We start from the raw sequence: 26,472 nt of genomic DNA on the forward strand, positions 1-26,472 counted from the left end.
GACAAAGCGGGAAGAGGAGGTTATTCGTTTGGCGATTCAGGTTTTGGAAGCGGGGAAAATATTTGATATCCGCATGAAAAGCTCGTCTTATGTATTTGGCATTAACGAAAACGGGACGGTGCAGCACCTTTATTGGGGGGAGCCCGTGGAGGCTGCGGAATGCGCCGATTTGCTTCACCTCCGTCACCACAGTTCCTTCGATGCCGAGGTGAATCGGGAACGAGAGGAGTATGGAGGTTGGGGCGGTACTTTATATGCAGAGCCCTGCCTGAAGGTGAGGTTCCAAAACGGCGTCCGCGATTTGCGGCTGCGTTATGAAGGATACGAGATTGGAAGTAGCGAGCGGGGCGGCCAATTGATGGTCCGCCTGAGCGACGAGTATTATCGCTTGCGGGTGGAACTGCATTACCGGGTCATTGAGGAATATGATTTAATTGAACGCTCGGCCAAGGTAGTGAACGAGGAGGGGAGGCCGATTCGCATCGATCAAGTCATGGCGGCGGCCTGGTCTGTCCCAGCCGAGCTGTCCGTCCGGCTGACGCATGTGACCGGCCGCTGGGCCGGTGAATACCAACTCCGGCGGGCCCCGCTCACCGAAGGCAAAAAGGTGCTGGAATCGCGGCAGGGCTTCACCGGAGCGCATGCCAATCCTTGGTTTGCGCTGGATGGCGGCAAGGCGGACGAGATATCCGGGAACGTTTGGTTCGGCGCGTTAAGTTGGAGCGGCAACTGGAAAATCGTCCTGGAATCCACCACCTTTGGCCATGTCCGCGTTGTCGGCGGGGTCAATGACTTCGATGGGGCGTTTACCTTGGGCCCCGGGGAGAGCTACACCTCCCCCGTGTTTACGGGGGGCTTTGTCTCCGGCGGCTTCGGAGAGATGAGCCGGAATTTGCACAACTATCAACGGGACTACGTGCTTCCCGGATCACGGGAACGAAAAGTGTTGTACAACTCCTGGGAAGCGACGGAATTCGCGGTGAACGTCCGGGAGCAAATCGAGTTGGCTAAACAGGCGGCCCGGATCGGCGCGGAGCGGTTTGTCGTCGACGATGGTTGGTTTGGCGCGCGCCACAGCGACCGGGCCGGTCTCGGCGACTGGCAGGTGAACCCTCAGAAATTCCCGAACGGACTGCAGGAGTTGATCGACGAGGTGAAACGGCTTGGCATGGATTTCGGGCTGTGGGTTGAACCCGAATCGGTCAATCCGGACAGCGAGTTGTACCGGAACCATCCCGATTGGGTCTATCAATTCCCAACGCGTGAAGGAACGCTGCTGCGCAATCAATTGATGCTGAACTTGGGCAAGCCGGAGGTCAAGGCGTTTGTGCTTGAGTTTATGACGGATCTGCTCAGTACCTACGACATCGCCTTCGTCAAATGGGATATGAACCGCACGATCACGGAGCCGGGCGCAATCCCGCTGCACGAGCACGCCGAGGAGTCGGTATGGATCAAGCACGTCAACCACTTTTACGAGATTTGGGCCGAGCTCCGGCGCCGTTTCCCGCGGGTGGAGTTCGAGACCTGCGCCGGAGGCGGTTCGCGGATCGATCTCGGCATGCTGCGGTTTGCGGACCAGGCTTGGATCAGCGACAATACGGATGCCCGGGACCGGCTGACGATCCAGGAGGGCTTCTCCTACGCCTACAGCCCCTCCGTCATGATGTGCTGGGTCACGGAGTCCCCGCACGGTATGAACGGCCGGCGGCTGCCGCTGTCGTTCCGCTTCCACAGCGCCATGCTGGGCGGGCTGGGCATCGGCGCGAACATCGCCCGCTGGTCCGAGGCGGAAATAGCCGAAGCCAGCCGTTATGTGGCGCTGTATAAAAAGGTGCGTCATCTGGTGGCTGAGGGCGATTTGTATCGGCTGGCCTCTTTTGCGGAAGGTGATGTCGCCGCATGGCAGTATGTGGCCCGAGACCGGGATGAAATCGCCGTGTTTGCCTTTCGCCAGGCACAATATTTTGGCGACGCGGAGCTGCGGCTGCGCCTGCGGGGGTTAGAGCCGGATGCACGGTATCGGGTTGCAGTGCCGGGGGAGGCACTACCCGCGGAGGCGGACAACACCGCCGATCAACGCGCGGCCCAACCCGTCGGCTCCGCCTCCGACTTGGCCGAAGACAACGTCTGGCACGGCTCCACCTTGATGCGCCTCGGCCTACCGCTGACCTTGGCCGGCGATTACGCCAGCCGGTTTGTATACTTGCGGCGGTTATAACAGAATGATAACCGTATTTCTATAGAGTGCATAAACGCCTCCAAAGACTCGAACAACAAATCGAGGAGTTGAAGAAGCAGCACTCTGTGACCTAAATTACGTCCCTTGCCGTGGGCCATACGCTAGAATGGGGACGAAACGAATCCATATGGAGGTAGGATAGCGGATGGCCCATAACAAGGGAAGCAATCGGAGCGGCGGCGGGAAACCGGCTCCGAACAACAAGACGGCGTACAACAGGACAACCCAAGGCAAGAAGATCGCCGGTAAGGGGACGGCAGGCAAATCTGCGGGCGGAAAAGGAACAGACCGGGGGACCGCGAAATCCGGTCTGATTTTTGTGATATCGTTGATTTTGATCGGGGCCCTAGTGATCACGTTGGCTATCGTTTTCCTCAAAGATTCGGATGGTTCCGGTTTGAAGGATCTCCCGAACTACACGGAAATCAAAGGCGATTACACCGCCGAAGGCTTGAAGTATGAGAAGCAACCGCACCTGGGCGATCCAAGCACCAAGGTGAAGGTGATCGAATTCGCCGATTTCAAATGTCCGGCCTGCAAGAAGTGGGAAGAAACCTACATGCCTCAGCTTCAAAAAGACTTCATCGATACCGGCAAAATCGAGTTGTTCTTTACCAACTACGCGTTCATCGACCGGGATTCGATTCATGGCAGCCAGCGCGTGCGAGGCGATCGCGGCGCAGAGCAACGAGAAGTTCTGGGAGTTCAAAAGCAAGTTATACGCACACCAAGGCGATGAGACGCAAATTTGGGCAACGCCCGAATTTTTGCTCGACCTCGTGAAGAAAAATATCGACGGCATCGATTACGACCGATTCGCTAGCGATTTGAAAAGCCATGCCTATATGCTGCCGGTCAAAGAAGATTTCAAAACCGCGGGCTATTACGGAGTCAACGGGACGCCCCAATTCATGGTGAATGGGGAACTGTTGCCGAGCTCTTCGTACGAGGAGTTGGCGGCGGCGATCGAAGCGCAACTGGCGGAGGTTGGCGGGCAATAGGATAGAATTTTAAAGGTGAGGACATGAATGATAGCCTCAACTTGATACGATGTACTTGTGATCTAATCCAGCGATTAATCTAGCCAACTAGTAATATACCGGTGTATTTCTTGAAAACGCCTTCTATTCCACTATCGGGAACAGAAGGCGTTTTTATTTCGAATCTGAGTTGTGTTCTCTCATTACACGACTGATTTAAATTACAACTTAATTAGTGATGCTGATGCATCTACTATTTATTGAAGGGATTTTGCAATATCTTCGAGTTCTGTTTGTGAAAACGTTTTGTTGTGGCTTGAGGCAAAAATTGTAAATGAATATCCATCTTGCTTCCAATCTAAAATCTGAGTTAGTCCATTATCTAAATAATTTGACACAATGCTATTATCTAACTTACCTTGTTTAATTGTAAAATTCGAAGATATTGGAGTTATTTGGGCGTCAACTGTTCTTAATGTTAAATAGTCCTTGGTTTCATTATTGACGTAAGTAATTTCAAGGATATTATGATTCCCAATAGTTGAACTTTGGGCATAGGTCTCATCTACCGTAAATGGGAGCTTAGTTGGCTGTTTTTTAGAAAGATTGGTATTTTCAAGCGCAAATTTGGTAGATAAACTTTCACTAGTAGACATGAGGTTATTAGCAAGTGAATCTTTTGCTGCAAGGGAGGAATTTTTTACTGATAGCTGATTTGCTTGCGTATAAGTTCGGCATATAACCCCAGTACTTATACTGCATGTATTTGGTGGCATATTTTGGGTTTCGAGAGCGCTGACTGGTCTTCCATAATCTTGAGGATAGTATCCTGCTGTTTTATTAATACCTGTGGTTAATGTTGTGTAGTCTGTCAGATGGTATCCATAGTGGCTATTATCGGTAAAAAGAAGCTCATTATTAAAATTATCTGTTACCCAGTATGTTTTATAAATTGGATCTCCGCGTGTTACATCAGGTTTCCATGTAGTCATAATGAAATTCAAATGATATGCATCCGTAGCCTTCACATAATCTTCCATAGTATTTTTATAATATACTGTGGATGTTTGAATAGTCATCACATTCGAGCAGTACTCGGATTTTCCAAGAGTTATGCTACAAAGTTTATCGGAGTCGCTTGCGAAAGTTGTAAGACTAAAGATACTAAAAATAACGGAACAGGTAATTACAAAAGAAACCAAGGTTTTTTTACTAGTTTTCATGTTTTACCCTCCAAATGGTATTTTTATAACAATACTATCCTCCTTTTCCTTTTTCTATTTAATATATTACCATAATTATGGATATAATGTAATATTATATATTTTCTGAATTTGTGTTACTATTTAATGTGTACCTTAAATTCTTATAAAAGGAGTTTTTTTATGGCCATTGGAATAATTGTTATTTTGATTGTGTGTACTGCCCCTTATTTTTATAGAATGCGCCAACGGCTCCACAAGCTCGAAAAAGAAGTTGAAAAAATGAAAAACGATAACTTGTGACCAAGAGCCAAAGTGGAGAACTAACATTAAGTGTGTTGATCTTGGTAAAATAAATGGAGGGAGGAATAATAATGGCTAACGTAACGGGAAAAAGTGGAAAGGCAAGTTCAAAAGGCCTTTATGTGATTACAGTAATTGTCTTTGGGTTAATAGTATTGATAAGCGTGATTACGTACGTGAAGAGCGCAAAATCCACCGAACTGAAGGATCTCCCGAACTACACGGAAATCAAAGGCGACTACACGGCCGAGGGCTTGAAGTATGAGAAACAGCCGCATTTGGGCGATCCGAACGCCAAGGTCAAAGTCATCGAGTTCGCTGATTTCAAATGCCCGGCCTGCAAGAAGTGGGAAGAAACTTATATGGACCAGCTGCAGCAGGACTTCATCGATACCGGTAAAATCGAGTTATTTTTCATTAATTATGCGTTTATTGACCGGGATTCGATCATGGCGGCCAGCGCGGGCGAAGCGATCGCGGCGCAGAGCAATGAGAAGTTCTGGGAGTTCAAGCGTAAGCTGTATGAACACCAAGGCGATGAGACGAAAATTTGGGCGACACCTGACTTTTTGCTGGACTTCGTGAAGAAGAATATCGAGGGGATCGACTATGATCGGTTCGCGAAGGATTTAAAAGAATATACCTACATGCTGCCGGTCAAAGAAGATTTCAAAACAGGTGGTTACTACGGGGTCAACGGAACCCCTCAATTCATGGTGAACGGGGAGCTGCTGCCAAGCGCTTCCTACGAGGAGTTGGCGGCGGCGATTGAGGCGGAGCTGGCGGAAACCGACTAATTCACGGACATAATTAGGATATTCATATTAAGTCTTATGAAAAGCGACGTTGAAGTCGCTTTTTTTCGTAGCCTTCGAGTTTTTAGATAGCCAAATCGATGGATTTCCCTTAGACCCTTCGCATTGCAAAGTATAAAAGTACCAATACCGATGAAAAGAAGATACATTAATACGTTTGGGATGATCCAGGCGATGCGAAGTTTGATGGTTTTGTTCAAGAACTCCACCTCCATGTAAAAACCATTAGTCCGGGCATGTAAACAGTAAGGATATAAATTCGTTATCTTACTTTTACCATGAATAGGTTGCGATGTCTCGAGGTATCTTAACGATAGCGTTACTTCCACATCCAAAGGACAGAAAATCTTTATGAGGAAATTTGGTGAAGATCAAAGGTCAAAGAAGGTCAAATCAAAAGTCAAGCCCTAAGCGACGAGGAAAAATTCGCGAAAATCGCCCGATACAAGGCTGTTTGGGCTAAAATCACTTTTGTCACTTTGGTCGTGGAAGCATATAATGAGGATGTAAGGTCAAATAAGGTCAAACTAAAGAAAGGGGAATGAATAATCATGTTTGATTTGATTCCTTTTGGCAGACACAGGGAAGATGCGTTTGGACAGTTGGCTAAAACGTTTAATGATGTGTTCAATGATGACTTTTTTGCACCGTTTAAAAATTCGCCGCTTTCTTTCAGAACGGACATCCGTGAAACGGATCAAGCGTATCTGGTTGAAGCGGAATTGCCTGGTTTCCGAAAAGAGGACATCGAGATCGACTATGCCGCACCTTACTTGACAATCAAAGCGGTTCGTAATGAAGACCACAACATGGAGGATACGAACCATCAAATCGTTCGGAAGGAACGCCGGCACGGCGAATACGTACGCAGATTCTACGTGCAGGACATTGCTGAAGAAGATATTCGCGCGTCCTTGAAGGATGGCGTTCTGAAGCTGGAGGTGCCGAAACGGCAACCGACCCGCTCCAAACGCATCCAAATTCAAGACGGCGATTAATATAAACAGGGGCTATCCCTCCAGCAAATTTGCTGGAGAGGATAGCCTCCTTTGTGTTACATAAATCATCAGCTTCGCTCATGACGAGATGCCACAAGAGCGGCGGGATCAGCGGTGCGCTCGGCGGTGTGTTGCACAGCAGTGTACTTGGCCTCCCCGTCGTCCCGGGCGCTGCCCCAAGAAGCGCCGTCAGCACTTGTGTCTGCGCCGGAACCAGTGTCCCCCGCTTCCACGCTTTCCGCCCTAACGGCGGAGATCTTAAACTCCGGCATTCGGCTGACGGGGTGCAGGGCGTCGTTCGTCAGCCGGTTCACAGCTAAGTCGCCGCCCCAATGGAACGGGACAAACATCGTGCGCGGATGGATGTCCGCCGTCACCTTGGCGGCGACCTCCAGCGACCCGCGCCGCGTGGTCAAGCGGGCCCAGCCGTTCGGCGAGGGCGCACAGCACACCCGGGGCCGGCAGAACACCCGGCCCTCGAGGTTCGTCATCGTCTCTTCCACTTCGAGGAAGGACGTGCCGGGCAGCAGCCAATCCGCGTAGGCGGACGTCTCCGTCTCGAACAGGTCGACGACGACATGTACTGCAGCGTATGCTCCACGCCGTTCACCTGCTGCTCCAACCCCCGCGCGGTAAGAACCATTCCGCGCTTTGCCCCGGCGAATCCCCGAGCCACTTGACGGATCGTGTCCTAGGGGATCCCGGTACGTAGTCTGTGTGATGTTACGTCCAAAGCTGTCTTCTGCAAAAGCGGACTGCAGCACCTGAGCATCCTTCACTTGCACATCTGCCACGTAATAGGTGAGTTACAACCACTTCCACATGCTCGATCAAATAGCGGTCCACCAAACCATATAAAATCCCGCCAATGCCCCTAAAGAGGCACGAGGAAATAAATGGCCAGCTTCTTTTTCGAAGTGCGACGGCCGGCCCTCTTGAGATTTTCGCTCATGGGTCTTTCACTCCATTCCGTGTTGCATTGAGGTTCGCCTCAAGCCAAGATAGATAGGGCTTGGCAGCAGGCAAGACCATCATACGCCGCTAACCTGAATTGAAGCTTAATGTCCAAAGATGCCCAGCTCCCCCATTTCGGGTTACAATAGAAGAGACAGACAAGAATGACATTGATTATTCGGGAAAAAGAGGGAACCGCCTTGAGTCAAATTGCAAATTCTACCCAAGCTCCAACCGAACCGCAACCGGCGCAAACCTTAGAGCAAACTATTTCGGAGGTCGTCCGCGCGCAGCAGCAATTCGTCCGATCCGGTGCCACGCGGCCCGTAGAATTCAGGCTGCGTCAGATGGAACGTCTGAAGACCGCGATTAAACGTTATGAAACGCGCATTTTGGAAGCGCTGCAGCGAGATTTGCGCAAGCCTGAATTTGAAGGCTACAGCACGGAAGTGGGTTATGCTTACGACAGCATCCGCTACGTGATGAAGCATCTGAGGCGTTGGGCCAAGCCGGAGCGGGTTCGAACTCCGCTGGCCCATATCGGCTCCAGCAGCTACATCTATCGGGAGCCTTACGGCTCGACCTTGATCATCGGCCCGTTTAACTATCCGTTTATGCTGGTGATCGACCCGTTGATCGGAGCGATCTCTGCGGGAAACGCCGCGATCGTGAAGCCTTCGGAGTATACCCCTCATGTCTCCAGGGTGATCGCCGAGATGCTTGGCGAATATTTTGAACCCGATTACATACGAGTCATAGAGGGAGGGCCGGAGGCGACGTCTGCGCTGATCCATGCGCCGCTGGATTTTATTTTTTTCACCGGAAGTATTCGGGTTGGAAAGATCGTCATGGCGGCCGCTGCGGAGCATTTGGTGCCGGTTATCCTGGAGCTTGGCGGGAAGAGTCCTTGCATCGTGGATCAAGAGGCGGACCTCGATCTGGCTGCGCAGCGTATCGTTTGGGGCAAGTTCCTAAATACAGGTCAGACCTGCGTGGCTCCGGACTATGTACTCGTTCACGAGTCGGTGCGAGCGGAGCTGGTTGCCAAAATGAAGGCGCAGATCAAAGCCTTCTACGGTGAGGATCCAAGGCAAAGCCCTGACTACGGGCGGATCGTGAATGAGCAGCAGTGGAGCCGACTGATGGGATTGCTTGAGCCGTCCAAAGTTGTGGTTGGCGGGGACGGAGACCGTGAGGATCTGTATTTGGGGCCAACGATTATGGACAACGTCAGCTGGGAAGACTCCGTGATGCAGGAAGAGATTTTTGGACCGATTTTGCCGGTGCTGGACTATCGAGACCTAGATGTGGCGCTCCGGGAGATTGGTGAGCGGCCCAAGCCGCTGGCGTTGTACTTGTTTACGAGCAATGCCGCCACGGAACGGAAGGCGATGGAGTCCGTTTCATTTGGCGGAGGGTGCGTGAACGATACGGTCATGCATCTGGTGAGCCCGTATTTGCCCTTTGGCGGTGTCGGCTCTTCGGGGATGGGAGCCTACCACGGCCGTTACAGCTATGAAACCTTCTCTCATCGGAAAAGCGTGCTGAAAAAGTCAACGCGGGTGAACTTGAGCTTCATCTATCCGCCTTATACGGCTGGCAAGCTGAAGCTGATTCGACGTTTTTTCAAGTAGTATGCAATGGTATGAAAATTTCATGGGAGGGATGATCATGGAAATCAGTCCAAGCCGGAAATTTGCCTGGACCTGGCGGGTGAAGGAAGATCAACTGGAGGCTTATGTAGAGATGCATTTGAACCCATGGCCCGAGGTGCTGGAGGAGCATCGCAAAGCCGGGATTCGCAATTATTCGATTTTTCAGCAGGGGAATCAGTTCTTCTATTGCTTTGAATGCGATGATCCGGACGCGGCGTTCAAGTACATTGCGGCCAGCGAGGTGTGTCAGCGGTGGAATGCAATTACGTCGGGCATGGTGGAGGGTTCGTTTGACTTTAATGAGCCGCAGCCGATCGTGCCGATGCGCGAGGTATTTTACTTGAAATAGAGACGAATCGGAGGGATTCTTGAACATGAAATATCGGACATTAGGAAAAACCGGTCTCAACGTTTCCGTGGTCGGCATTGGAACTTGGCAATTCGGCGGGGAGTGGGGTTTAAACTACACGCAAGCGGAAGTGGATGCGATCTTGGATCGGGGCCGGGAGCTGGGCATCAATCTGATCGATACGGCAGAATGTTATGGCGACCATCTGTCCGAATCGTTTATCGGGGATTATCTGAGCCGGCGCAACCGGGAGGACTGGCTGATCGCCACGAAATTTGGGCATCAATTTCATGAACGGTTTACGCGGACGGACCGCTTTGATGCTGCGGCGGTACTACAACAGCTTGATGCTTCGCTGAAAGCGTTGAAGACGGACTATATCGATCTGTATCAGTTTCATTCCGGCCCGGATGCGGCGTTTGATAATGATGAACTTTGGACGCTGCTGGATAAGCAAAAACAAGCCGGGAAAATCCTCCATCTGGGCACGTCGATCGGCAGCAACGACAACCTGCATCAGACCGAAGCTTCAACGAAGGTAGGGGTGGAGGCGATTCAGGTGGTTTATAACCGGCTCGACCGCGTGCCGGAGAATCGGGTGTTCCCGTCCTGCGAGCGCCAGCAACTCGGTGTGCTTGCAAGAGTTCCTCTGGCGAGCGGTTATCTGAGCGGCAAGTATAAACCGGGCGCGGTGTTCAGCGAAACCGATGTACGCCATCGTCATGATCCGGAAAGCACCCGGCGCAAGCTGGAGGAAGTGGAAGAGATTCGGCGGAATGAAGTGCCGGAGGGTGTGGACATGGCTCAGTGGGCCTTGGCCTGGTGCCTGAAGAATCCTGTTGTCAGCACGGTGATTCCGGGCTGCAAGAACCCTGCGCAAGTGGAGGCTAATGCGGCTGCGGCGGAGCTGGAAATCTAAGAACCCCCATAAAGATCGATAAGCAGACAAAAAGTTTGCTTATCGGTCTTTTTTCATATTGACGATTGTCAAATTTAGGATTATTATGTAAACATATATTGGAAGTTTAGTAGGATATGGTGTTGCTTGATGTCATTGGATGTCGTTTGACTCCTCTGTTAGCCGAGAATCCTTTGGCTCGCAGAAGGTCGCGGAATTGGGGGGTGATAATTTTTTGATATCTACAACCACGATTCGCGCAGAACTGGAAGATTACATCAAGAGCGAAGGGACAACCCTGCACCGTTTCTCGGAATCCGCCGGGGTGAACGTCGGAACGTTAAGCGGAATTATTAACGGGAACCGGCCGATTGCCATCGGACAATTGGATCGGATTACGGCTGCGATGGGGTTGCCTGAAGGACACTTTTACGATTTATACGCAGATGAATGTTTTACTTCAACGGCTCCGCATTGGAGGAGGCTGCGGCCGTTCCTGCTGAGATGCGCCGAGTTGCAGAAGCATGACTGCATTAAACAGGTTCTAAACCGTTTGTTAGAGGATTTGAAACAAATCGCGGGCATTTTCGATACAGCCGAAATGATGTATGAACAAGGTTGGAAAGAGGCTGCGGTTATACTCTATGAAAGCGTTATCGAAAGTGAGCGATCTAGCCACTCCGAACGCTTGGCGATGAGTTACTATCGGATATTTCAAATATTTCAAACTGATACGAGAAGAGGCTTTAAAGCTGCATTGCAATTTTTACCTTACAGATATCGGTTGCCTGAAGCCTATGCTCTCGATGGTTTACTGATGCTAACTGAGATTTACGCACTGAGATTTAATTGGTCTGAAGTTGAGAATTATGCGGATGAGCTCTGTCAATTCACCGAAGCCCTTTACAACAGACGCATCTGGATGGATGAAGACTTCAAACCTAAACGTCCATTGGTCTACTATTATGGAAGAGCTTATTTAATTAAATCTAGCTCTTATGAGTACCGTGGAATGTTTGAAGAATCCAAGAAGTGGATTCCGAAGTATGCAGATTTGAGCTGGTTTGAGGGTCTCGATGAAGCGGGGAAAGCCGAAGTAGAGCAACTTAAGATGTTTGCATACGCTAACTGGATGTGCATGGATATCAAATCAGGAAATCGAGAGTTGATAGGGGAGTATGTAAAATTCCTTGAAGAGCATCCAGGTGAAATTGTTGAAGGGCTAACCACGTTAATTGAGGCGTCTAATCGACATAATTACTTTATCGATGAAATTTTAAATAAATTCTCCGATGATATTGATGATTATAGAAAAATCAAACAGACATCAAAATCGAATTACAAAGAGCCATCACTTATATTTAGACGTGCAGTTTTTTTTCAGAACTACGCACTCTATTATTTTCGAAAAGCTCTATATGAAGAAGGGATATATCATCTCTTATTCAGTATGGAGTTAAGTATATTGTTAAACAGCAAAGATCTGATAGTTAATAATATGGCATTATTTGAGTTGCATCGGAAGCACGCCTCTTTGAAACAATGCAATACTTATTCTGAGTTATGTAGAAAGGTGTGGGAAAATGAAAAAGAAAGCATTTTGGGCGGTTTCGGCTATAATTATGGTTAGCTTTTATCCGGTAGCTATGACGTTATTTTCTCACGGATGGGGTTAATTCATTTACTAATAGAAATCTATAATAAGGCTTGGCTAGATCCTACTGGCCCTATTTTAAAATTCCATTTCAAAAAATGGAATTTTTTTTGTTTCTTGCATTAGGTCTCATTATGCAATATTTGGCAACCTCTTCTAATATGTTCCTAGGGTGATAGTGATGAACAATTCTGAAAAAATCAGATTTCGGATCGAATTGGAAAGACAAGAATTAAATCGGCTCGCACAGAGATACGGAATGCGCCATGCACGGGTTCTCCATCAGTCGGTTGTTCTTGACCGCTTGTTAAATAAATATAGCCAAGTCATATATTCCAATTACCGAAGAAGGAAGCCGATCGCGTAGATGCGGCTTCTTTTCTTTGTCCGTTGGCTAATTCCTTAATTCATAATCTTTTTGATTTCCTCGATAGACAATTGGGTCATATCCGCAATTTCTTCCAGAGTGAAGCCCTTGGATAACAACCTGCGCGCGATTTGCCGGCGTTCTATGAGGGTGCCTTGTTCGATCCCTTTTTCAAATCCTTTTTCGATCCCTTGTTCTATACCTTTCTCCAGGCCTTCTTCCAACCCTTTCTCATATCCTTGACGCATCCATGCGGGCATTAATTCCATGATCACTTCACTCTCCTTTGCATATTGTTTCGCCAGCTCCCGAAGCATTTCTTCATCCTGCCGGGGATCCGGCTCGAAATATAAATCGGCGATAGACATCACTAGCGCTAGACGGGCTTGATCCAGTCTTTGGCTGAGCTGCAGCAGCATGCGCAGATAGGCTAGACGGAGCTCCCGTTCCTCCCCTTTATTGTAGCCCATTTTAGCGAGTAATGCAGCAGCCACGGGGTTGTTGGAATCAATGAATCTGCGCCAGGGTTGGTTGATGAGCTCGACTTTCAGAAACCGAAATTGGAGGATATCCTCTCCCAGAATCGACATGTTTAAGGAATTTCGCTCATTTTTACTCTCTGCGGATGTAAAGATGGCGATAGGGATGATGAGCTGGTGCTCTTTCCGGTGCCGCTCAAAGAGCCGGCTGAAGTAGATAAACATCCGTTCGTGGAAGTCTGCTTGTCGGTACGATTGAGGCTCCAGATGGATGAGGATGAAGGCATCCGTACCGATATATTTGGTTTCCAGCAGGAGATCGAGCGTACGCGCTTCTTCTCCCACCACATCCACAAGCTGCTCTTGCATAAGGAAACGGGTTTGGCTGAAGTCCAGCTGCGATTCAAGTGCAGGAAAAAACAATGCGATAAATTCCGCGAAAAACGTATGCAACAGCTTTTTAAACGCTTCGTCATGAGGGATGATTTTCTTCCCATAGTTCCCGCTTTGCGATTCCTCACCGACTTGTTGGACTAAAGATGATGTTGATACCAACAACAGGTCACACTTCCTTTCCAAACGCAAAAAAGCACACTACGCGCGCCAAGATGGACAGATGCGTAAGTGTGCTTCACTTTGCTTAAGATTCAATTAAGCCTAGTTTATCCGAAATGGGTCGTTTTGGCAATTTTTATCACCCCTGTCCATTCTTAGCGGAAGGAAGTGACCAAGCTTTGCAGCAACGTACGTACATCGTACTGGTACTGATTGATAGGGACAATCGGCTTGTTCAGTCCCAACAGGCCATACACGGCCATACGGGCCGTCCGAACAGAGTATTCTTCAGTGAAGACAACGTCGTCCGGGATTTCGCAGAATTGACCGATAAACGCTAAGTTGGTGGAGCCGTCCGGGATGACCTTTGGCCGATCGCCGATCGCTCTAGGCATGAACTGCGAGGTGATGAACGGCATCATACATGGAATACAGTTGGCGGTGGAGAGATCGCTTCCATGTCTTCTTGGAAGTGGAGATGGTGCAGCAACTCGGTGAGAATCTCCTCACCGGTACATTCGGACATTTTCTTAGGCACGTAATCGCCGGCTCGATCCGGGAATAATCCGTACCCCCAGAAGACCTTCACATGCTCCGGTTGATTGCGGAAATGCGGCTGATGGGCCAGCACGATGGACATGAACCAGCTCGAATCCTTGAAGGTAACCAGTGCGCCGGTGCCCGCCTTGTTGCGGGAGAAAGCTTCCATCCGGTCAAAAAAACGCGAGTCCTGACAAGTCACCGTAAACGACTCCCATTTGGACTCTTCGATATGGTCGGCGAAGACGGAAGGACGTCCAAGGCCCGGTTTCTTGGCGGCTATCCGCTCCCATAACTGCCAAGAGCTGCCCTTGCCGTTCAGCTTCGGCGCTGTGCTCATAGAGCCTAGGCTGTAGCTCTCCGTCATCGAGCCGTTGGTGACGATCACCAGATCGTCTTCGCCCAAATCGAGGACTTGCGGCTCGCCGTCTTTCAGATAGTGTATCCGCGTCACGGTGATCTCATCGCCTTCTCGGAAGTCCAGATCCGTAACGGTGCATTTCAGCGAAAAGTCTACGCCGTGCTTCTCCAAATACTTTTGCAGCGGGAGAATGAGGGAATCGTATTGGTTATAAGGTGTGCGGGTGACTCCTTCCAGCGTATGGATTCGCGGGAATTCATGCATAAACCGAAGCATGTATCTTTTAAACTCCACAGCGCTGTGCCAAGGCTGGAAGGCAAAGGTGGTTGCCCACATGTACCAGAAATTTGTCTTGAGAAAATGCGGGCCAAACCAGTCATTGATCCGCGCAGTGCCCAGGCTCTCTTCAGGGGCCATAATCAGCTTAACCATGGCCATCCGGTCCGTCATATCAAAGCCCATAGAGGTCACGTCTACAACCTGGCCGTCCCGGTTGACTAACCGAGCGTTGGAATGCGTCTGGTGGGCGGTATCGAAAGCGATGATCTCATCCCGCACCGAAAGTCCCGGGTGGTCTATCGAAGGGATGGAGCGCAGCAAATCCCATGTATTTTCATAAGTCTCATCATTCAGCATCCGGCCGCCGCGGATCACATATCCGCGTTCACCGTCTCCGGCACCATCGTTGCTGCCGCCTAGCACCTTCATTTCCTCCAACACATGAATATGTTGGCCGGGAAAATCGCAGTCCCGAACCAGGAACGCGGCCCCCGCCAGTGAAGCGATCCCTCCGCCAACAAAATAAACGTGATGGGTGTGACGATCTGCAGACATAACTTTCACCTCCAAAGAATGTGATGAATGGAACAATCTTAATGTAATCTGTCTTTGGAGCAAACGAAATCAACAATGAAGGGCGACTGTATAAAAAAACGACACTCCCCAAGGAGTGTCTAGGATTCCGACGGAAAAAGCCAGATTTCGCCTTGGTCAGATGGGGGCTAGACAAGGGAATCACCTGCTTTGTGGAAAAAATAGGTAGATCATCCTGTCTTTCATTATACTCCCGCTCAAGCTAGCCTTCAAAAAAATAACCTCCGCCAAATCGATAGCGGAGGTTTAGGAACATCAAGGTCCTGGGGTTAAGTCGTCTTCGACTTATTGTAAATATCGAAAGCGACGGCGAGAAGCAGGACCAGCCCTTTGATGCCTTGCTGCCAATCCACCCCAAGCCCGATCAGCGACATGCCATTGTTCATCACGCCCATGACCAGGCCGCCGATAATCGCGCCGATGACGGTACCGATGCCGCCGGAGGCAGAGGCGCCACCGATGAAGCAGGCCGCGATCGCGTCGAGCTCAAAGTTCGTCCCGGCCTTCGGCGTAGCCGAGTTGAGGCGGGCGGCGAAGATCAGGCCGGACAGTGCAGCCAGGGCGCCCATGTTGACGAAGACCCAGAACGTCACCTTTTTGGTTTTGACGCCGGAGAGTTTGGCGGCCTTCTCATTGCCTCCAAGCGCATAGATATGGCGGCCCGCCACCATTCGGTTCATAACGAACGAATAAATGACGATCAGGAAGAACAGGATGATCAAGATGTTCGGCAGCCCGTTGTAGGTTGCCAGCACAAAGGTAAATATGTTGATGATGGCAACGAGCAGTACGAGCTTCGTGACGAACACCCAAATCGGCGCGACCTCAAACTGATATTTGAGCTGGGTTCGCCGCTCCTTCCATTCCTGCCAAATGAGGAGAAGGGAGAGCGCCAGACCAAGCAGAATCGTCAGGATATGCAGGCTGCTGCCGCCAAACCAGTCGGGAATGAAGCCGGAACTGATGCGTTGGAACGATTTCGGGAATGGTGCGATCGACTGGCCGCCAAGCACGATCATCGTCAAGCCCCGGAACAGCAGCATCCCGGCTAATGTGACGATAAAGGCGGGGATTTTTACGTAAGCGACCCAAAATCCTTGCCAGGCACCGATCAGCCCGCCGATCACCAGTGAAATGATAATGGTAAGGAACGTTGGCAACTGAAAATCCACCAACATGATGGCAGCCAAAGCCCCGATAAAGGCGGCGATGGAGCCGACGGACAAATCGATATGTCCAGTGATGATCACAAGCACCATCCCGATGGCCAGCACCAAAATGTAGCTGTTTTGCAAGATCAGATTCGTAATGTTGAGCGGTTTGAGTAAGATGCCGCCCGTCAAAATTTGAAACAAGATGGTGATGAAGATTAAGGCGATAATCATGCCGTACTGACGTATGTTTTTTCGAAAAAGTTCGCTAACCGCTTGCATCGGTCTACCCCCTGCCTCGAGTCATGGATTTCATCAATACTTCCTGGGTGGCGTCCTCGCGTAGCACTTCCCCGGTGATCCGGCCTTCGCTCATGACGTAGATGCGGTCGCACATCCCGAGAATCTCCGGGAGCTCCGAGGAGATGAACAAAATGCCTTTGCCCTCGTCTGCCAGTTGATTGACGATCGAATAGATTTCATATTTGGCTCCGACATCAATGCCGCGCGTTGGCTCATCGAGAATCAAGATTTCCGGTTGTGCGAAGATCCACTTGCTAAGGACGACCTTCTGCTGATTGCCGCCGCTCAGATTGACCGTTTTCTGCAAAATGCTGGGCGTTTTAATGTTCAGCTTGCTCCGATATTCCTCCGCGACCAGCACTTCTTCCCGTTCATTGATTACGCCTCGGCGGGACAGCTTCTTTAACGAAGCCAGCGAGATGTTGCGTTTAATATCGTCGATTAAAATTAAGCCGTATTGCTTGCGATCTTCGGTAACATAAGCGACGCCATGCTTAATCGCCTGACTGATGTCGTTAAATCGTACCTCTTTGCCGTGTAGGAACAGCTGACCTTTAATATGCCGCCCATAGGATCGGCCGAATAAGCTCATTGCGAGTTCGGTCCGGCCGGCACCCATCAAGCCAGCGATCCCAACGATTTCTCCGCGGCGAATATTGAGGTTAATATTGTCCAGCACTTTACGATCCTCTTGTTGCGGGTGGGTTACCTCCCAACCCCGTACTTCAAAGATCACTTCACCGATCCGGGGAACCCGCTCCGGATAGCGGTGGGTGAGATCGCGGCCAACCATGCCCTTGATGATGAGATCCTCGGTCACCTGATCGGCCTTCATATCTAAGGTCTGAATCGTCCGGCCATCCCGGAGAATGGTAATCGAATCGGCAACTTTACTGATTTCGTTCAATTTGTGGGAAATGATGATGGAGGTGATGCCTTGTTTCTTCAGCTCCAGGATCAACTCCAGCAGGTTTTCGCTGTCATTTTCGTTTAGGGCGGCCGTGGGTTCGTCCAAAATTAACAGCTTGACCTGTTTGGATAAGGCTTTGGCGATTTCCACCAGCTGTTGCTTGCCGACGCCCAGCTCCAATACGCGTGTGGCCGGGGATTCGTTTAAGCCCACCCGTTTCAGCAACGCTTTGGTTTTGACCGTCGTTTCGTTCCAGTCGATCAGTCCGTGTTTGCTTTGCTCATTGCCAAGAAAAATGTTCTCCGCGATGGAGAGATAGGGGATCAGCGCCAGCTCCTGATGGATAATAACGATCCCCAGCTGCTCGCTTTCTTTGATATCTTTAAATTCGCAGACCTTGCCTTCGAACAAGATCTCGCCTTCATAAGAGCCATGCGGATAGACGCCGCTTAGCACCTTCATCAATGTCGATTTGCCAGCCCCGTTCTCCCCACACAGAGCATGGATTTCCCCGGATCTGACCTTGAAGTTGACATTGCTGAGCGCCTTAACCCCCGGGAACGTCTTCGTAATGCCCCGCATTTCCAAAATCGTATTGCTCACATGCGTCACCTGGCCTTTCGCTCACGGTAAGTGCATAGCGACGGTCGCCCGAATCCGCGTCCGCCGCTATGCCGGTCACCACAAGTTAATGATGTTTAGAGTCCCAGATCTTCCTTGGAGTAGTAGCCGGTGTCGACGAGCGCCTGTTCAACATTATCCTTGTCGACCGAGACCGGTTCGAGCAGGTAAGAAGGAACAACCTTCACGCCGTTATCGTAGGTTTTCGTGTCGTTGACTTCGGCTTCCGTGCCTTCCAGAATGCTTTGGACCATGGAGACAACCTTTTTCGCCAACTCGCGCGTATCCTTGAAGACGGTTTGCGTTTGCTCCCCGGCAAGAATCGATTTGACCGATGCCAGCTCGGCATCCTGGCCAGTTACGATCGGCATCGGTTTGCTTCCGGAGCCGTAACCCACACCTTTGAGCGAGGAGAGGATGCCGATGCTGATTCCGTCATAAGGGGAAAGCACGGCGTCGATATTCTCCGTGGTATAGTGAGCGCTCAGCAAATTGTCCATGCGAGCCTGGGCGGTGGCGCCGTCCCAGCGCAGCGTGGCGATTTGTTCCATTTCGGTTTGTCCGCTGCGTACGATCAGCTTGCCGGAATCGATGTACGGCTGCAGTACGGACATAGCGCCGTCATAGAAGAAGTAGGCATTGTTGTCGTCTGGAGAGCCCCCGAACAGCTCGATATTGAAAGGGCCTTTGCCGTCCTTGAGTCCCAGCTTTTCTTCAATATAGGAAGCCTGCTGCACGCCAACCTTGAAATTATCGAAGGTTGCGTAGTAGTCGACGTACTCGCTGTTCATGATCAGCCGGTCGTAGGCGACGACTTGAATGCCTTGATCGTGGGCTTTTTGCAGTACGTCGGTTAAGGAACCACCGTCAATCGCGGCGATGACGAGGACCTTCACGCCCTTGGTAATCATATTTTCGATTTGCGACACCTGGTTTTCGATGACGTCTTCTCCGTATTGCAGATCCGTGCCATAGCCAAGAGCCTTAAACTCCTTGACCATATTGTTTCCGTCGTTCACCCAGCGTTCGGACGATTTCGTTGGCATGGCAATGCCGATCGTTCCCTTCTCACTGTTGCCCGATCCGCTGCCGCCGCCGTTTCCGCCGTTGGCGCAAGCCGCGAGGGTGAATACCATCACCAAAGCAAGTAAAATGGCCGTTACCTTCTTCAAAGTCGATTCCCCCTATACTTGAAATGAATGCGTTTACAGTTCGGAGTATAGCAAGCGAAGGGGGAGGTCGTATTTACAGTGGTTTGACTCTTTTTATAAAAATCGAACCTTTATGGAGGGGCATGACTCCAAAATAGGAGGCTGAGAGGGGGAGATTTACTCCCCCTGAGCATCTTCATGTTCAAATGCGCCTTTGCGGTATTGCAGTGGGGAAAGGCCGGTCGCGCGCTTGAACGCCGTGCTGAAATAGTGTTGAGTTTCGTAGCCGACTTGCTCGGCGATTTCGGCTATTGTCAGCTCGGTGGCGATTAATAGGCGGCTCGCCCGACGGATGCGGAGCTGCGTCAAATAGCTGTTAAACGTGGTGCCCAGCTCCTGCTTGATCATGCGGCTTAAATAAGCCGGAGAAGTTTGCAAGGCATGCGCCATCGCTTCCAGCGTCAGCCTGCTGTCACCGAAATGCTCCAGCATATATTGCTTGGCCCGGCGAACCAGCGGGGAAATGGCGTTTTCCTTGTTTACGGCGGACTTCGCTTTCCGGTATACGGAAGGAAGCTCCAAGACGTCCCCAGCGCCCTCAGCCAAGTAAACCTCGGCAGCGATTTTTAAGTGGGTCCGCACCAAGGTTTCAATGCGGTGAAAATCGGCTTCAGCTTCCACTCCCCACAGCAGGACAACGATCAGGCCGAAGGGATCACGGAAGATCGTCTTGGGGTAGGGGGCGAGCACTTCGGCGGCGATATTCTCTACCGCAAATCCATACAGCTGCCGTTCGTCCTCTTTGAACAAAGCGGGGGAGGCGGCGGGTTCAGGCAATCGGATGACGCCCAGCCAATCCGGACAGGCGTCCGGCAGCTGCAAGAACCGCAGCTGCTCGGAGATTTCAGCGGCTGTCATGCCCCCGTCCAGCCATTGCTGGCAAAATCGCTCCCTCAGGAGCGGATAACTGCGGGAAAGCTGCCGCGAGGCCTGCTGCCATTGCTGCTGTTTGGATGCTTCTTCCTCCAGCTCTCCGCGCACCTGTCGCAGGACTTTCTCCAACTGCACGGGATTGGCGGGCTTCAGGATGTAATCCTTGACCTGAAGGCGGATCGCCTTTTGCGCGTACGCAAACTCGTCATGGCCCGTGATGATGACGATTTTACAATCCGGCAGCCGCTCACGTACCTGCTTCATTAATTCGATCCCGTCCATGATCGGCATGTTGAGATCAACCAGCATGATGTGAACGTCGTGCTGGATCGCCTTCTCTAGAGCTTCCTCGCCATCCTCCGCTTCGGCCACTACCGTAAGGCGTAAGCTCTCCCAGTCCACGCTATCACGTATTCCTTCGCGAATAATGCATTCATCATCGGCGATGAGCACCCTCCAACGAGTTTCTGAGTAGGTTCCGCTCATGATTCAATCCTCTCCCAACGGGTTTGTTCATCCCGAATGATCGGGTGGGTGACGGTTACTACGGTTCCTCGGCCTTCCTCACTTTGGATCGTCAGGCCATATTTCGGACCAAAGGTTAATGCGATCCGAGCTTGCACATTCAGCATCCCATATCCCTGTCCGCCTTCGCCTGCATTGGATGCCCCTGCCGGTTCGGAGCCCTTTTCCCGGCCATCCGCGGTGCCTGCGGACTGCAGTTCTTTTTGCAGCCGGGCCAGCTTATCCGGCGGAATGCCTTTCCCATCATCCCGGATGGTGATCACCAACATGCCGGCATCCTCGGCGGCTTCGATAACCACGCGGCCCGGCCCCCGGCGTTCCTTGATTCCATGGTAGATGGCATTTTCCACAATCGGCTGAAGGATCAGCTTCAACACATAGACACCGCGAATTTCCGGAGCGATGTGCAGCGAGTAATCGAGTTTGCTTTGATAACGGACGTGTTGAATATGCAAGTAACTGCGAACATGCTCGATTTCATCGTTCAGGGGGATGATGTCATTCCCCTTGCTAAGGCCGATTCGGAACAGCTTCGACAAGGACTCCGCCATTTCCGCGATATCCTCCGAGCCGTTGCGGCGGGCCATCCAATGAATCGTATCCAGGGTATTGTACAAAAAATGCGGCTTGATATGCGCCTGCAGGCTTCTTAGCTCCGCCTCCCGCTTCTGACGCTCCTGCAGTTCGGTCAGGGAGAGCAGTCGGTGGATCTGCTGCAGCATGGCGTTGAAACGGCGGCCAAGCAGGCCGATTTCATCGGTTCGGTCGCTCCAGTGGCGAATGGTCAGATCGCCGGACTGGGCTTTTTGCATAAAGGACGCCAGCTGCCCGATTGGCCTGGAAATCGTGTGAGCCAGATAGAAAGAGGCCGTCATCCCCAGCAAACAGACGATAAAAACAAAGCTAACCACGTAAAAACGAATTTCCTGCATTTCCGTAGCGGACTCCGCCATGGAAAAGACGCCGACCGTCGTCCAGTTTGTAAACGGCGAATGTCGGTAGATGAACTGTAAATCGCGGCCGCCCACCCGTTCTGCGTAGGTTCCTGAGCCGTCCTGACCGAGCCGCTCCAGCGGAACGCGGTTGATATAGGGGGCTGGCGGGGCATAGATCAGTTCCCCGTTGCCGTCCACCACCGTTAGATAGCCCGTTTTCCCCAAACGAACGTCCTGAGCGGTCTCGGCAATGACCCGCAGTTTGAGGTCGATTAAGACGACGCCTTTGACCTGCTGGGTTTCGGGGTCGAGAATCGCCCTTACGGCAGAGACGACTTCACTGTCCTTGTAGTTGACATGCGTAGTGACGTTGCGATCTCGCGGATGACCGATGATCTTAAAGATTCCTTTATTGCGGACCGCTTCTTGGTACCACTCTTCCCGGGTCAGGTTTTCTGCGGTGCGGGCATACATTTCGTTGCTGATATATTCGCCGCGGCTGTTGACGATTAGAATGCCCGCGACTTCCGAATACAAGGTGGTGAAGCCCTGCAGGAACTTGCGAATTTCGTAGTGATCGGTATCTACCGGTGTTGTTGTTCGTGGAGGTGTTTTGACTGACGGTGCCGATAGAACGAGTTCCGCCTCGTTGTTGTTCTCGAGAAACTGCAGCACGTCCGGGTTAAAGGAGATGAGGAACGTCATGTTTTGCAAATTCTCCACATACGTCTCCAACGACCGGTTCACTTTGCCAATTAACTGCAGCGTGTTGTTCGTAATCTGGCGTTCGATAATGCGGTCGACCGTCCAATTCGTCAGCACGCCCAGCCCGATCGAAGGAAGGATGCTGATCAACATAAAGTGGACGATTAATTTGTAGCGGATGGGCAAGTTATTCAGCGAAAAACGACGGATTTCCCAGGATCGCTTTCCATATCTATTTCGCATAGTAATCATTCACATTCTGCCGTGTGACGACGGTGATGCCGGTATCCAAACGCTGGGGAACGCGAGGGCCGGGGGGCGAAGATCCATCGGAATCGTGCTTCAACGAAAAGAGCAGCTGCAGCGACCAATATCCCATGTTCCAGGTGCCCTGGGCCATCGTGGCGGCGATATCTCCGCTTTTGACCAAGTCCAAGGTGCCCTTATCGGTGTCGAAGCTGATGATCTTCGGACTGGAGGAGGTCGGGCCAAAGGCCTTTACGGCCTCCGCAACGCCGATACCGCCGTTGGCTTCGGTGGTGAAAATGCCTGCGATTTCGGGGAAGTCGTGCAGGATTTCCTCCGCCGCTTGCCGCGAGTACAGCTCATCGCCTTTGCCGTTTTTGGTGGCGACAATGTGCATGTTGGGGAATTCCTGGGTAATGGTATCGGAAAAACCTTCGGTGCGTTCTTGATGATTTTGTTGATCCGGCACGGTGACGACGGCGACCTCCCCGCGTTCGCCGGTGAGCTCGGCCATTTTCCGCGCGGCCTCAACGCCGGCGGAATAGTTGTCGGTGCCAAGGAAGGAAAAAGCGCGGCTGCCGGGGGCGTCGGAATCGAACAAGACGACCGGAATGCCGGCGTCGACCGCTTTGTTAATCGTGGCGGTGAGTTCGGTTGGATGAATCGCGGAGATCGCGATGCCGGCCGGTTTTTTAGCAATGGCTTGCTCCAACACCGTGATTTGCTCATGAATATCGCGCTGGGTGGAGCCGCGGTATTCTACGGAGACGTTTAGCGCCTGGGCGGCGTCTTCGAAGCCTTTCAGCCCGCTTTTCCAATAGTCGATACCCATTTGAAACGTCACCATCACGTATTTCTCATCGATGGAACCTCGGAGGCCCCCGGAATTCCATTCGTCGTTCAAACGAATCTGGGAGCGGTAATCGAGCACGTATAGCGCAAAGCAAGCGAAGAGCAGCAAGTACACCATCCAAATCTTCTTCATATGAAACCCCTTTCATAAGAAGAGTTGCCAAGTGATTCACTTTCGACAACATCATACTATGATTCGTCGAAATTGATAATTAGTAATTTTACAATTATAGCTCACCTTTAATCCCAAAGAAAGATCATATAAAAATTTGATCTGCAAAATCACTAACAAATATATAACAAACCATAACGGAATTAGTATATAATGAACGGTAACTTACAACTTGATGGAGGACATATGAACAAACATAGTTATCGAATCCAGCATTGGAGCTTCAAAGCGAGTGATGAGACAGAGTGGAAGCCGGCCCGCGTGCCGGGCACCGTGCATACGGATCTGCACCGCAACGGGTTGATCCCTGACCCGTTCTATGGAACTAACGAGCATGACCTGCAGTGGATTGATCGAAAAGATTGGGAATACGAAGCCTCCTTCGAATTGGATGAGGCTTGGTCCGCTTTGCCGCGGTTGGAGCTTGTCTTCGACGGCTTGGATACGTATGCCGATGTCACGGTGAACGGGACGCACGTCTTGTCGGCCGACAATATGTTCCGCGTTTGGCGAATCGATGTGAAGCCGCTGCTGCGCGAAGGCGACAATACGGTTGCCGTACGCTTCCGCTCTCCCATCGCGGAGGATTTGCCTAAGCTCGAGAAGCTGGGGTATGGCCTGCCGGCGGCGAACGACCAATCGGAGCTGGGCGGGTTAGGCGACCGCCGGGTCAGCGTGTTTGCCCGCAAAGCGCCGTATCATTACGGCTGGGATTGGGGGCCGCGATTTGTGACCAGCGGGATTTGGCGCGAGGTGCGTCTTGAGGGCTGGAGCGGCCCGGTTATTCGCGACCTGTTTATTCGCCAAGACCGGGTCAACGTCTCGGTTGCGGAGCTTACCGCCTTGGCGGAAATTGAAACCGCTGAGCGCTGGGAAGGTCAGCTGCAGCTCACTGACGGCGAGTTGACCTGGGAACGTCCTGTGGTATTAGAGCCGGGAACGAATGTAGTAGAGGTGCCGGCGGTCATTGCGGAGCCGAAGCTGTGGTGGTGCCGGGGGCTGGGCGAACCGGCGATGTATAACTTCCATGCCAAGCTTGTGACGGACGGCGGGCAGGAAGCGGTCGCCGAAGCGTCTGTTCGAACCGGGCTGCGCGACATCCGGCTGGTTCGTGAGAAGGACGATGCAGGGGCTTGCTTCCGCTTCGAGTTAAACGGCGTGCCAGTTTTCGCCAAAGGGGCGAACCATATCCCGAACGACAGCTTTTTGACTGAAGTGACGGAGGAGCGTTATCGCCATGAAATCGCCACGGCAGCCGAAAGCGGCATGAATATGCTTCGCGTCTGGGGCGGCGGCCTTTATGAGCAGGATATTTTCTACGAGCTGTGCGATGAATACGGAATCATGGTCTGGCAGGACTTCATGTTTGCGTGCAGTATGTACCCGGGGGAATCGGAGTTTCTGGACAGCGTTACGCGGGAAGCGGAGGACAACCTCAAGCGGTTGCGGAATCATCCCTGTATCGCATTGTGGTGCGGAAACAATGAAATCGATTCGGCTTGGGCCCACTATGTCGAGGATGGGGGCTGGGGGTGGAAAAAGGATTACACCGCAGAGCAGCGTGAACAGATTTGGGCGGATTACGAGGCGATCTTCCATCGAATTCTTCCTCAGGCCGTGGAACGTCATGGCGGCGGCGTCGCCTACTTGCCGTCTTCGCCGATCCGTAAATTGACGGGGGACGCCGATCAACATGCACTTCAAGTCACCGGTGAAGGGGACGTCCATTACTGGGGGGTCTGGCATGCGGTTGAGCCGTTTGATAACTATAACCTCCGGGTAGGCCGTTTTATGAGCGAATACGGCTTTCAATCCTTTCCGGAGCTGAAATCGGTGCTGACTTACGCGCCGGAGAGCGAGCTGGCGCTGGAGTCCGAGATCATGCTGGCCCATCAGAAGAATGGCCGAGGGAACCAGTTGATCAAGGAGTACATGGACCTTTATCTGCCGGAGCCGAAGGATTTCCCTTCGTTCCTGTACATGAGTCAGGTGCTGCAGGCCGAGGCGATCCGTACGGCAATTGAAGCACATCGCCGCAACAAGCCTTACTGCATGGGGACGCTGTACTGGCAGATGAACGATTGCTGGCCGGTGGCGTCCTGGGCGGGGATGGACTATTACGGACGTTGGAAGGCGCTGCAGTATGCGGTACGCCGCAGCTTCCGCGAGGTCATGCTGGCGATTTACGAGCCGGAGAATGGCCCGATCTCGGTTAGCGTGGTGTCTGATCTGCAGAAGCCGGTTACGGGCCGGTTGCGGTTGTCGCTGTATGACTTCCAGGGGGCCTTGTTGAAAGAACAGGCGTTGGAGGTTCACGCCGCTGCAGATGCGGTTGTTGAAGCTGCGGTGTTCAGTCGGGCGGAATGGTTGGAAGGCCATGATCCGCGCCAGGTCGTGCTGCATGCGGTCCTGGAGATCGAGGGGCAGGCCGTGGACAGCAAGCCTTTTTACTTCGCTTCGGCTAGAGAACTTTCGTTGCCGCAGGCGAACATTACGCTGCAAGAAGAGGCCGGCAGCGGCGGAAGCTGTTATACCCTGGTCAGCGATGTCTTGGCGCGTCAAGTGTGGATTTCGGCGGAAGAAGAAGGGATTTTCTCCGATAATTACTTCGATCTAATTCCTGGCATTCCGGTAACGGTGGAGTTCCGGCGGCGGGGCGGCACAGGCAGCGCAGAGCCCTTTGTCGCGGGCCATCCCGGCAAGCTGACCGTCCGCTCCATGGCTGATTTCGTCTAAATTCGAC

Annotated in this window: 20 protein-coding genes and 1 pseudogene; 11 read left to right on the top strand and 10 right to left on the bottom strand. The window is 51.7% G+C overall.

Annotated features, from left to right (window positions below):
* The first annotated feature begins 28 nt into the window (after nt 1-28).
* The 3 genes from NSQ80_RS02010 to NSQ80_RS02020 all read left to right on the top strand — a co-directional run bounded on the left by NSQ80_RS02010 (nt 29) and on the right by NSQ80_RS02020 (nt 3,243).
* Nucleotides 29-2,221: an alpha-galactosidase gene (locus tag NSQ80_RS02010; RefSeq protein WP_339301144.1), complete on the top strand. Its 2,193-nt coding sequence runs from the start codon at nt 29-31 to the stop codon at nt 2,219-2,221.
* Nucleotides 2,222-2,387: 166 nt separating this feature from the next.
* Nucleotides 2,388-2,981 (top strand): thioredoxin domain-containing protein, encoded by a 594-nt coding sequence (locus NSQ80_RS02015; RefSeq protein ID WP_339301145.1) that lies wholly within the window; start codon nt 2,388-2,390, stop codon nt 2,979-2,981.
* The gene (locus NSQ80_RS02020; RefSeq protein WP_339301146.1) at nt 2,890-3,243 is read left to right on the top strand and encodes a thioredoxin domain-containing protein; all 354 of its coding nucleotides are present in this window, start codon (nt 2,890-2,892) and stop codon (nt 3,241-3,243) included. The genes NSQ80_RS02015 and NSQ80_RS02020 overlap by 92 nt, the downstream gene beginning before the upstream one ends.
* Before the next feature lie 236 nt (nt 3,244-3,479).
* Here NSQ80_RS02020 and NSQ80_RS02025 read toward each other — a convergent pair whose 3' ends face one another.
* Entirely contained in the window at nt 3,480-4,445 is a 966-nt protein-coding gene (locus tag NSQ80_RS02025; RefSeq protein WP_339301148.1) for a hypothetical protein, read from the bottom strand.
* 353 nt (nt 4,446-4,798) lie between these two features.
* Between NSQ80_RS02025 and NSQ80_RS02030 the strand changes: the two genes are divergently transcribed.
* Nucleotides 4,799-5,524 carry a DsbA family protein gene (locus NSQ80_RS02030; protein WP_339301150.1) on the top strand — a complete coding sequence of 242 codons (726 nt, stop codon included), beginning with the start codon at nt 4,799-4,801 and terminating at the stop codon, nt 5,522-5,524.
* Between the two features lie 569 nt (nt 5,525-6,093).
* On the top strand, nt 6,094-6,540 hold the full coding sequence (locus tag NSQ80_RS02035) for an Hsp20/alpha crystallin family protein (protein ID WP_009223855.1): 447 nt from the start codon (nt 6,094-6,096) through the stop codon (nt 6,538-6,540).
* A 68-nt stretch (nt 6,541-6,608) separates the two neighbouring features.
* On the opposite strand, the gene NSQ80_RS02040 is transcribed toward NSQ80_RS02035, so the two are convergent.
* Complete coding sequence (locus NSQ80_RS02040; RefSeq protein ID WP_323078731.1) at nt 6,609-7,319, bottom strand: molybdopterin dinucleotide binding domain-containing protein; 711 nt, start codon at nt 7,317-7,319, stop codon at nt 6,609-6,611.
* 375 nt (nt 7,320-7,694) lie between these two features.
* Here NSQ80_RS02040 and NSQ80_RS02045 point away from each other — a divergent pair, with 375 nt between their 5' ends.
* The 5 genes from NSQ80_RS02045 (at nt 7,695) to NSQ80_RS02065 (ending at nt 12,417) form a co-directional block, all read left to right on the top strand.
* Nucleotides 7,695-9,128, top strand: a complete 1,434-nt coding sequence (locus tag NSQ80_RS02045) for an aldehyde dehydrogenase (RefSeq protein ID WP_323078733.1) — start codon at nt 7,695-7,697, stop codon at nt 9,126-9,128.
* 37 nt (nt 9,129-9,165) lie between these two features.
* The gene (locus tag NSQ80_RS02050) at nt 9,166-9,498 is read left to right on the top strand and encodes an L-rhamnose mutarotase (protein ID WP_260071602.1); all 333 of its coding nucleotides are present in this window, start codon (nt 9,166-9,168) and stop codon (nt 9,496-9,498) included.
* 25 nt (nt 9,499-9,523) lie between these two features.
* On the top strand, nt 9,524-10,417 hold the full coding sequence (locus NSQ80_RS02055; RefSeq protein WP_036644378.1) for an aldo/keto reductase: 894 nt from the start codon (nt 9,524-9,526) through the stop codon (nt 10,415-10,417).
* Nucleotides 10,418-10,613: 196 nt separating this feature from the next.
* Nucleotides 10,614-12,026, top strand: a complete 1,413-nt coding sequence (locus tag NSQ80_RS02060; RefSeq protein ID WP_323078734.1) for a helix-turn-helix transcriptional regulator — start codon at nt 10,614-10,616, stop codon at nt 12,024-12,026.
* Nucleotides 12,027-12,231: 205 nt separating this feature from the next.
* The gene (locus tag NSQ80_RS02065; protein ID WP_009223862.1) at nt 12,232-12,417 is read left to right on the top strand and encodes an aspartyl-phosphate phosphatase Spo0E family protein; all 186 of its coding nucleotides are present in this window, start codon (nt 12,232-12,234) and stop codon (nt 12,415-12,417) included.
* 35 nt (nt 12,418-12,452) lie between these two features.
* Here the strand turns inward: NSQ80_RS02065 and NSQ80_RS02070 are convergent, their stop codons facing one another.
* From NSQ80_RS02070 to NSQ80_RS02105, 8 genes and pseudogenes are all read right to left on the bottom strand, one after another.
* Nucleotides 12,453-13,454: an Rpn family recombination-promoting nuclease/putative transposase gene (locus tag NSQ80_RS02070; RefSeq protein WP_323078736.1), complete on the bottom strand. Its 1,002-nt coding sequence runs from the start codon at nt 13,452-13,454 to the stop codon at nt 12,453-12,455.
* Between the two features lie 152 nt (nt 13,455-13,606).
* Nucleotides 13,607-15,186, bottom strand: a pseudogene (locus NSQ80_RS02075) (oleate hydratase).
* 308 nt (nt 15,187-15,494) lie between these two features.
* Nucleotides 15,495-16,658: a multiple monosaccharide ABC transporter permease gene (gene mmsB / locus NSQ80_RS02080; RefSeq protein ID WP_009223865.1), complete on the bottom strand. Its 1,164-nt coding sequence runs from the start codon at nt 16,656-16,658 to the stop codon at nt 15,495-15,497.
* A 4-nt stretch (nt 16,659-16,662) separates the two neighbouring features.
* Nucleotides 16,663-18,192, bottom strand: a complete 1,530-nt coding sequence (gene mmsA / locus NSQ80_RS02085; RefSeq protein WP_339301155.1) for a multiple monosaccharide ABC transporter ATP-binding protein — start codon at nt 18,190-18,192, stop codon at nt 16,663-16,665.
* Between the two features lie 95 nt (nt 18,193-18,287).
* Nucleotides 18,288-19,382 (bottom strand): multiple monosaccharide ABC transporter substrate-binding protein, encoded by a 1,095-nt coding sequence (chvE, locus tag NSQ80_RS02090; protein ID WP_009223867.1) that lies wholly within the window; start codon nt 19,380-19,382, stop codon nt 18,288-18,290.
* Between the two features lie 156 nt (nt 19,383-19,538).
* A complete protein-coding gene (locus tag NSQ80_RS02095) occupies nt 19,539-20,780 on the bottom strand; it encodes a response regulator (RefSeq protein WP_323078739.1) in 1,242 nt (413 codons plus the stop codon).
* Nucleotides 20,777-22,702, bottom strand: coding sequence for a sensor histidine kinase (locus tag NSQ80_RS02100; protein ID WP_339302151.1), 1,926 nt, complete (start codon nt 22,700-22,702; stop codon nt 20,777-20,779). The genes NSQ80_RS02095 and NSQ80_RS02100 overlap by 4 nt, the downstream gene beginning before the upstream one ends.
* Complete coding sequence (locus NSQ80_RS02105) at nt 22,692-23,690, bottom strand: substrate-binding domain-containing protein (protein WP_009223870.1); 999 nt, start codon at nt 23,688-23,690, stop codon at nt 22,692-22,694. The genes NSQ80_RS02100 and NSQ80_RS02105 overlap by 11 nt, the downstream gene beginning before the upstream one ends.
* Nucleotides 23,691-23,915: 225 nt before the next feature.
* On the opposite strand from NSQ80_RS02105, the gene NSQ80_RS02110 reads away from it, so the two are divergent.
* The gene (locus NSQ80_RS02110) at nt 23,916-26,465 is read left to right on the top strand and encodes a glycoside hydrolase family 2 protein (RefSeq protein WP_339301158.1); all 2,550 of its coding nucleotides are present in this window, start codon (nt 23,916-23,918) and stop codon (nt 26,463-26,465) included.
* The last annotated feature ends 7 nt before the right edge of the window (nt 26,466-26,472 follow it).

The organism is Paenibacillus sp. FSL K6-2441, from assembly GCF_037964765.1.
In the GTDB taxonomy this organism is placed as follows: Bacteria; Bacillota; Bacilli; order Paenibacillales; family Paenibacillaceae; genus Fontibacillus; species Fontibacillus phoenicis.